This window comes from Pseudobdellovibrionaceae bacterium (assembly GCA_015163855.1).
Lineage (GTDB): Bacteria > Bdellovibrionota > Bdellovibrionia > Bdellovibrionales > UBA1609 > JAAOIH01.
Genome location: JAAOIK010000050.1, coordinates 1 through 7,142 on the forward strand (window position 1 = coordinate 1; position 7,142 = coordinate 7,142).

Genomic DNA, 7,142 nt, shown 5'->3' on the forward strand with positions numbered 1-7,142 from the left:
ACATGTCAGAAGAAGCCAATGTAATAGAATTTCCCCAAAAAATAGCTGCAGCAGAAATGCCAACAGTCAATGTGGCAAAGGCATCGGCAGAACAAATTTTGGCAGAACAAGTTTTGGTAGAAAAAACACCAACACCTCACACAACACCTTCTGCAGTTAACTCTAGTTTACAAACTGCAGAGTACTTAAGCATTGCTCAAGACAAAATTTTAGAATTACAAAAAAATATTGAAACCTTACATGAAGAAAATGCCAATGTGGCCGCTGCTGGAGAACTTTGGAAGCAGCGATCTAATAACTCGGAGCAAGATTTAGTAGATTTAAAAAATAAATATGATGCAATAAAAAGCTCTAAAGAAACAGAAGAAAAGATTTTTACAATAACTATCGAAAAACAAAACAAACAAATGGACGGCCTAAAAAAGAGCTTAGAAGAATCAGAATTGATTACCGAAGAAAAATTAAGCACTTACAAGCTTATTGCCAGTGATTTAGAAAACCGTATTGCAATTATAGAGCGAGAAAAATTAACTCTTTTAGATGGAAAAAATAAATTTATTTCTGACTTGCAAAAACAAATCAACACTTTACAAAGAATTAACGCCAATGATAAGAAAAAGTTACAAAAATTTTCTAATCTGGTTAATGAAAAAGAAAGAACTTTGCGAAATACAATAAAACTACTAAGACAAACTTTAATCAGCTTAGAAATTGGAGATGCAGAAAATTCTGAACTGTCTTTAGTGTCTTAAGTTTTCAGGAACTACTTTAATGAAAACAATAAAACTTGTTGTCAGTGACTTTCACCTCGGCAAAGGAAGATATCTTCCCTCTGGTCAGGTAAATATTTTAGAAGAGTTTTGGGCAGATAAAAATTTTGCCGAATTTCTTACCCATTATTCCTCTGGAGAATATTTTGATGCCGAAGTAGAGCTAGTTTTTAATGGCGATATTTTTGATTTTTTACAAGTAGATTATAAGGGTGAAAACATCATTACTCTTACAGAAAATATAGATGTGCATAAGTTTAACACTATTATTGAAGGCCATCCTTTGTTTTTTTCTAGCTTAAAAAAGTTTTGCAACAACCCTAATCATAAAGTTAGCTATGTTATTGGCAATCATGATCAGTCTATGTTGTGGCCAAAAGTGCAGCGCTTGTTTAACAAAAGCATTAACCACCCTGTTAAGTATAAAAATATTGCTTACATAACTAATGGCGTTCATATAGAACATGGGCACATGTATGAGGCAATGAACCGAAGTAATCCTAAAAAGTTTTTTATTAAAAAAAATATGCCCGCCCCTATTTTAAATTTATCTTTAGGCTCTATTTTTTTTGTTGATTTTGTTTTAAATATTAAAAAAGCATACCCCTCCATTGATAAAGTACGGCCTTTTGACAAAATGATTGTTTGGAGCTTTATAAGTAAGCCTGTTTTTATGTTAAAGACGCTAACAAAATTACTATTTTGGATTATAAAAGTTTCTGCAAACCTTCTTCCAAAACGCTTTTCTATTACCTATATTATAAAAAATGCTTTTGTTAACTCTGTATTCCCTAGCTTTACAGATTCTGCAAAAAAAATTTTAAAAAGACCAAGCATTCACTCTGTTATTTTTGGACACACTCACATTTATCAATACCGACAATTTAGTAAAGAAAAAGAATACTTTAACACAGGAACTTGGACAGAACTTACCTCTTTAGATTTTGAAAAACTTGGCAAGGTAACTAAGATGGTTTATGTATTGTTAGATAAAAAAATAGATGGAACAAAGTTTCAAGGTACTTTAAAAGAATGGAAAGGTTACAGCCATGTGGAAAGTAATATTGTAATATAATATATGAAAATAAAAAATTTTTTTACTAAAATAGCTAGTTGTTTTCAAAAAACGGAAAATAATGCTCTACAAAAAAACAAAGCCCTTAAAGAAGAAGGTCAGTTTTCTAAAGCGGATATTTTGCAACAAAAATTTAAAAACTTAGACAATGAAAATATAAAAACACAAGATGCAAACTTAAATGCAAATGGCCCAAAGAAAGAAGCCAAAAACTTAGATACAGAAAATACAGATGCATTAAGTGAGGCTGATTATGCTTTGTATAAAATGAATTTAAAAAGTATTCCTCCTGCAATTATTTTATTAGTGGGAAACCCCGAGCTGGTAGGAAGACAATGGTTGCTGTCTAGTGATATAGAAATATTAGGGCGAAGTTCTTTTTCGTCAATTATTGTTCGCGATTCTAGTATTAGCAAAAGTCATTTAAAGTTTCAAATAACTTTGGAGCAAAAAGTGCAAGTTATAGATTTACAATCCACTAATGGATTAATTATTAATTCACAAAAACAACCCGCCATGAAGCCAGTAATATTAAAAAATAATGATCAAATTAAGCTAGGAAATTTAGTTTTTAAGTTTTTAGAAAAAGGAAATGTAGAAACAATTAGCTCCTCTCAATTATACCAGCAATCCTTAATTGACTCTTTAACCAATATTAGCAATAAAAGAGCTTTTGAGGCCAATATTACGACCAAAATGCTTTCTAAAAAACCATTTAGCCTGATTGTGTTTGATATTGATCACTTTAAAAAATTTAACGATAAACACGGCCATCTTTGTGGAGATTTTATTCTTACAGAAATGTCTCGAGTAATTAGCTCTACTCTTATTAGAGATGAAGACTTTTTTGCCAGATATGGTGGCGAAGAATTTTGCTTAATAGTTCCTCAAAAAATATCTCTTTCTACAGATATTGCCGAACGCTTACGAAAAAGTATTGATAATTATAATTTTAACTTCCAAGAAGAGGAGCTTCGTGTTAGCATTTCTTTAGGGGTTACTGAAAGAAAGGCATCTGATACAATATGGACAGATGTTTTTGATCGAGCAGATAAAGCCTTATATAAATCTAAGGCAGAAGGCCGAAATAAAGTAACTACCTTTTAATTCTACCAAGGAGTTATTCTGTCTAATACTAGAGTTATCTTAGATACTAACATTATCTTGTTTAATGCCCTGTCCTTAACTAGCTTTCACAACACCTCCATTTACATTCCCATTACTGTTATCGAGGAGGTTGATAAATTTAAAAGAGACCCAGGCGAAAATGGGCGACATGCTAGGCATTTTAGCCGCTTTATTGACGAGCTAAGAGCTAAGGGAAATTTATCCGAAGGGGTTGGTTTAGAATTAGAAAAATCCACGGTTTATGTAACTAGCAACCCTTTGCTTCCAGAAGATATTTTACATAAGTATGACTTAGATTACAAAAAAAATGATAATTTAATTTTAGCAACCGCTTTGTCTTTAAAAATAAAACACCCTAAAGATAAAGTAAAACTGATTACTAAAGATATTAATTTACGAATTAAAGCCGACCTTTGCCAAGTCATTGCGGAAAACTATGAACCCGATCACGGCAGTGATGACCAAGCCTACGAAGGCTACTGTAGTATTCCCACAACCTCCGAAGACATTAACTTATTTTATAAACAACGCTACCTAGAGCCAAAAGGTGATCTTGCTTTACACCCCAATGAATATATTGTTTTAGAAGACTCCAATCAGCCCAACCATAAAGCTTTAGGCCGCTATGATGCCATTAAAAAACAAATTGTCTCTTTACATATGTCTACAGAAAGCATTTGGGGGATTCAGCCTCGCAACATGGAACAAAGCTTTGCTTTAGACAGCTTATTAAATGATGACATTGCCTTAGTTTCACTGGCAGGAAAAGCGGGTACTGGAAAAACTTTATTAGCTATTGCTACTGGCTTGTATAAAACTTTAGATGAAAATCATTTTAAAAAATTATTGGTAAGTCGCCCCGTATTTCCCATGGGCAAAGACATTGGATACCTTCCCGGAAGTGTAGAAGAAAAACTAAACCCATGGATGCAACCTATTTTTGATAATATTGATTTTTTAATGGGTTCTGAAAATAAATCTTCTAACCGCGCACAAGAATTAATTAATCAGGGAATGATTAGCATAGAACCGCTTACCTATATTCGAGGAAGAAGCATTCCTCAGCAATTTTTAATTGTGGACGAGGCACAAAATTTAACCCCCCACGAAATTAAAACAATTATTACACGCGCTGGACAAGGAACTAAAATTGTTCTTACCGGAGATGTTTACCAAATAGACAATCCTTACCTAGACGCCGCCAACAGTGGTCTTGCTTATATTAGTGAAAAATTTAAAGACCATGCCATAGCCAGTCATGTTAATTTACAAAAAGGCGAGCGATCAGAGTTAGCCGAATTAGCCTCAAACATTTTATAAAACTATTATTTTAATTTATTAGTAAAAGTAATTAGTCGTTGCATTGCCGCTTTAATTACTTTTTCCTCTACTGCAAAGCTAAGGCGTAAATAAGCCTCGGCCCCAAACGCGCTTCCCGGAACAGTAACTAAAGCTTGGTCTTTTAATAAGCCTTTGCAAAAATCTTCCGAACTTTGTATTACTTTATCATTAAAAGACTTTCCTAAATAATATTGAATATTTAAAAAAATATAAAATGTTGCCTCTGGCTTAAAAAAAGAAATTTTTGGTAGCTTTAATAGCTCGGTCTCTAAGCACTCTGCTCTTTGTTTTAATAATGCCTTACTTTTTTCTATCTCTTTACTGCATTTTGTTAAAGCAATAACACTGGCTGCTTGCGAAATAGAACAGGCCGAGCTAACAGAGTGACTTTGATAATTGCTCATGGCTTTAATTAAATGCTCCGGCCCCATGCCCCAGCCACAACGCCAACCCGTCATAGAAAAAGATTTTGAAACGCCATTTACTAACAGTACTTGATTTTTTAAATCGGGAGCCACCTCTAATAAATGCTTATAACAGTGGTTTGAAAAAATTAAAGACTTATAAATATCATCACTAATCACTAACAATGAAGGGTGCATGCGCAATACTTCTGCTAAGTTTTTCCAATCTTCTGGAGAATAAATACTTCCCGTAGGATTAGAGGGGCTATTAATAATTAAAACTTTAGTTTTGTCTGTAATGGCTTTTAATAATTGTTTTTTTTGTAGTTTAAATTGGTTTGCCTCTAATGTGGGAATGTACTTTACTACCCCTCCTGCTAATTTAATCATTTCGGGATAACTAACCCAGTATGGAGCAGGCAGCAAAACTTCATCACCAGCATTTAATACTGATTGCAAAGCTGCAAATAAAATAAATTTAGCCCCCGTAGACACCGTTACCGAACTGGGGTCGTATTTTATTCCAATATCTTTATAAGTAAATTCACAAATCGCCGTCTTTAAATCCGGCGTTCCCGACACGGGTGTGTATTTTGTTAAACCTTGATTGATAGCCTCTATGCCCGCCTGCTTAATAACCGAAAAAGTGTCCCAGTCGGGCTCCCCCACGGCTAAGGAAATTACATCTACACCTTGTTGCTTTAGTTGCTTGGCGTGTGCCGCCAAAGCCAATGTGGGCGAAGCGGTAATTTTTTGTATGGCTTTAGATAAAGTAACAGCTTGGCAATTAGTGTCTTTCATAATTTTAAATGCTTTTGTTATTTATAATAAACCACTACTTTAAACACTTTTCCACACAAGGAGGAACAAATTTTTTCCAATCCACCAAATGAGGCGTTAACTCTTTTACCAAAGAAGAAGAAATGTGTCTGTACTTAGGGCTAGCTAACAAACACAGCGTTTCTAAATTGCCCGACAAAGCCTTATTAGTGATAAACATAGTTTCTTCTAAGTACCAATCTTTTGGCCCTCTAAGCCCTCTTAACAAGCAAGTATAGCTATTTTTTTGCATATAATCGGCTAATAAACCACCAAAAGAATCCACCCTTACATTTTTGATAGATTCCGTAGATTCTTTTAAAAAATTTTGCCTTTGCTCTATGGTAAATTGATAGTTTTTGTTTTTAGAAGAAGACAACAGTACCACTAATTCATCACACAAATGGCTTGCTCTTTCTATAATATTTAAATGCCCTAAAGTAATAGGGTCAAAACTACCTGCATATACTAAAGTTTTCATACCTGCCCCTTGGTTAATAGTACTATAATATTTTAGAAAAAAAAGATAACTTTTTATCTCCAAAGTTTTTTTGGTCTTTTAAATGCCAATCCATATAGCTATCTTTAATGATTTCATGCTTAGTAGACTCAATTATAATCATTGCCTCGTCTTTGCTAAACGGTAAAGTGGCAATTTTAAGCATAACATCATTGGCCAATTTTTGTGTAAAAGGAGGGTCTATTAAAATAATATCCCACAAATAAGTAGAATGTTTTTTATCCAAAAAAGAAAATACATCCTCTTTAAAAATATTTACCTGATCTTCTGTTTTTACTATTTTAATATTTTCTTTTAAAATTTTTAAAGAGGAGGGGTGCTTTTCTACAAAATCCACAAAGGCCGCCCCTCGAGATAGCGCCTCTAAACCTAACGACCCTGTGCCTGCAAATAAATCTAAAACCCGTGCTCCATCAATTTGAAATTGAATTTTATTAAATACCGTCTCTTTAACCTTAGACATAGTTGGGCGAATATTTTTGTTTTTAAAAGATTGTAGGTTTTGCCCCTTAAAGCGCCCTGCTATAATTTTCATACCCGAGTGTTACAATAAAAAAACTTTGTTAACAAGAAAGAATATACTTTTATTTCTCTAACAAAGCAGTAATCTGCTGAAAGCTTTTAAAAATGTTTAAGAACGGCTTGGGAAGAAATAAATCTACCCCCAAAAAGCCTTGCACTTGCTTTTTATTTAACTCTTCGTGGGCAGACATTAATACTAGTTTTGCCCCTTTTAAATCTAACTTAGAAATAAACTGCAAGGCATTGGCATCGGGTAAAAAAACATCTAAAAGCACGATGTCTGGCAAAAAGCTATTCCATACTTCTAAGCCTTCTTTTAAACAAAATGCACACTTTACGCTATGGTTGCTTAATACAGCAACCTTGGACAAGGCTTTGTTTAAAGAAACTTCGTCATCAATAATTAGTATTTTAGACATAAGAACCTTTTAAAATATGTTTTAACCTTTACTTTCCCCGTCGACTAATGGAAAACTTAGAAAAAAAGCCGTGTATTTTCCCTCAACAGAATCTACCGTTATTGTTCCTAAAAATTTTTTCATTATATTTAAACTCATACTTAG

General features: G+C 33.4%; 8 protein-coding genes. 4 read left to right on the top strand and 4 right to left on the bottom strand.

Annotated elements, in window-relative coordinates; translation table 11 throughout:
- The 4 genes from HAW63_05960 to HAW63_05975 form a co-directional block, all read left to right on the top strand.
- Nucleotides 1–752, top strand: a 752-nt coding sequence (locus HAW63_05960; GenBank protein MBE8163511.1) for a hypothetical protein, incomplete at its 5' end; no start/stop codon positions are given.
- A gap of 19 nt (nucleotides 753–771) precedes the next feature.
- A complete protein-coding gene (locus tag HAW63_05965; GenBank protein ID MBE8163512.1) occupies nucleotides 772–1,845 on the top strand; it encodes a hypothetical protein in 1,074 nt (357 codons plus the stop codon).
- Between the two features lie 3 nt (nucleotides 1,846–1,848).
- Nucleotides 1,849–2,952, top strand: coding sequence for a GGDEF domain-containing protein (locus HAW63_05970; GenBank protein ID MBE8163513.1), 1,104 nt, complete (start codon nucleotides 1,849–1,851; stop codon nucleotides 2,950–2,952).
- A gap of 15 nt (nucleotides 2,953–2,967) precedes the next feature.
- Nucleotides 2,968–4,293, top strand: a complete 1,326-nt coding sequence (locus HAW63_05975) for a PhoH family protein (GenBank protein MBE8163514.1) — start codon at nucleotides 2,968–2,970, stop codon at nucleotides 4,291–4,293.
- A 5-nt stretch (nucleotides 4,294–4,298) separates the two neighbouring features.
- On the opposite strand, the gene HAW63_05980 is transcribed toward HAW63_05975, so the two are convergent.
- Genes HAW63_05980 through HAW63_05995 form a run of 4 tightly spaced genes read right to left on the bottom strand, consistent with a single transcriptional unit; the run spans nucleotide 4,299 to nucleotide 6,998 of the window.
- Entirely contained in the window at nucleotides 4,299–5,519 is a 1,221-nt protein-coding gene (locus tag HAW63_05980) for a pyridoxal phosphate-dependent aminotransferase (GenBank protein MBE8163515.1), read from the bottom strand.
- 34 nt (nucleotides 5,520–5,553) lie between these two features.
- Nucleotides 5,554–6,018 (bottom strand): pantetheine-phosphate adenylyltransferase, encoded by a 465-nt coding sequence (gene coaD / locus HAW63_05985; protein MBE8163516.1) that lies wholly within the window; start codon nucleotides 6,016–6,018, stop codon nucleotides 5,554–5,556.
- Nucleotides 6,019–6,040: 22 nt separating this feature from the next.
- Nucleotides 6,041–6,592 carry a 16S rRNA (guanine(966)-N(2))-methyltransferase RsmD gene (rsmD, locus tag HAW63_05990; protein MBE8163517.1) on the bottom strand — a complete coding sequence of 184 codons (552 nt, stop codon included), beginning with the start codon at nucleotides 6,590–6,592 and terminating at the stop codon, nucleotides 6,041–6,043.
- Between the two features lie 49 nt (nucleotides 6,593–6,641).
- On the bottom strand, nucleotides 6,642–6,998 hold the full coding sequence (locus HAW63_05995) for a response regulator (GenBank protein ID MBE8163518.1): 357 nt from the start codon (nucleotides 6,996–6,998) through the stop codon (nucleotides 6,642–6,644).
- Between the last annotated feature and the right edge of the window lie 144 nt (nucleotides 6,999–7,142).

Excerpts from the sequence above, each read along its gene's own strand:
- HAW63_05995 (MBE8163518.1), bottom strand. The coding sequence starts at position 6,998 with ATGTCTAAAATACTAATTATTGATGACGAAGTTTCTTTAAACAAAGCC.
- HAW63_05965 (MBE8163512.1), top strand. The coding sequence starts at position 772 with ATGAAAACAATAAAACTTGTTGTCAGTGACTTTCACCTCGGCAAAGGA.
- coaD (MBE8163516.1), bottom strand. The coding sequence starts at position 6,018 with ATGAAAACTTTAGTATATGCAGGTAGTTTTGACCCTATTACTTTAGGG.
- HAW63_05970 (MBE8163513.1), top strand. The coding sequence starts at position 1,849 with ATGAAAATAAAAAATTTTTTTACTAAAATAGCTAGTTGTTTTCAAAAA.
- rsmD (MBE8163517.1), bottom strand. The coding sequence starts at position 6,592 with ATGAAAATTATAGCAGGGCGCTTTAAGGGGCAAAACCTACAATCTTTT.
- HAW63_05980 (MBE8163515.1), bottom strand. The coding sequence starts at position 5,519 with ATGAAAGACACTAATTGCCAAGCTGTTACTTTATCTAAAGCCATACAA.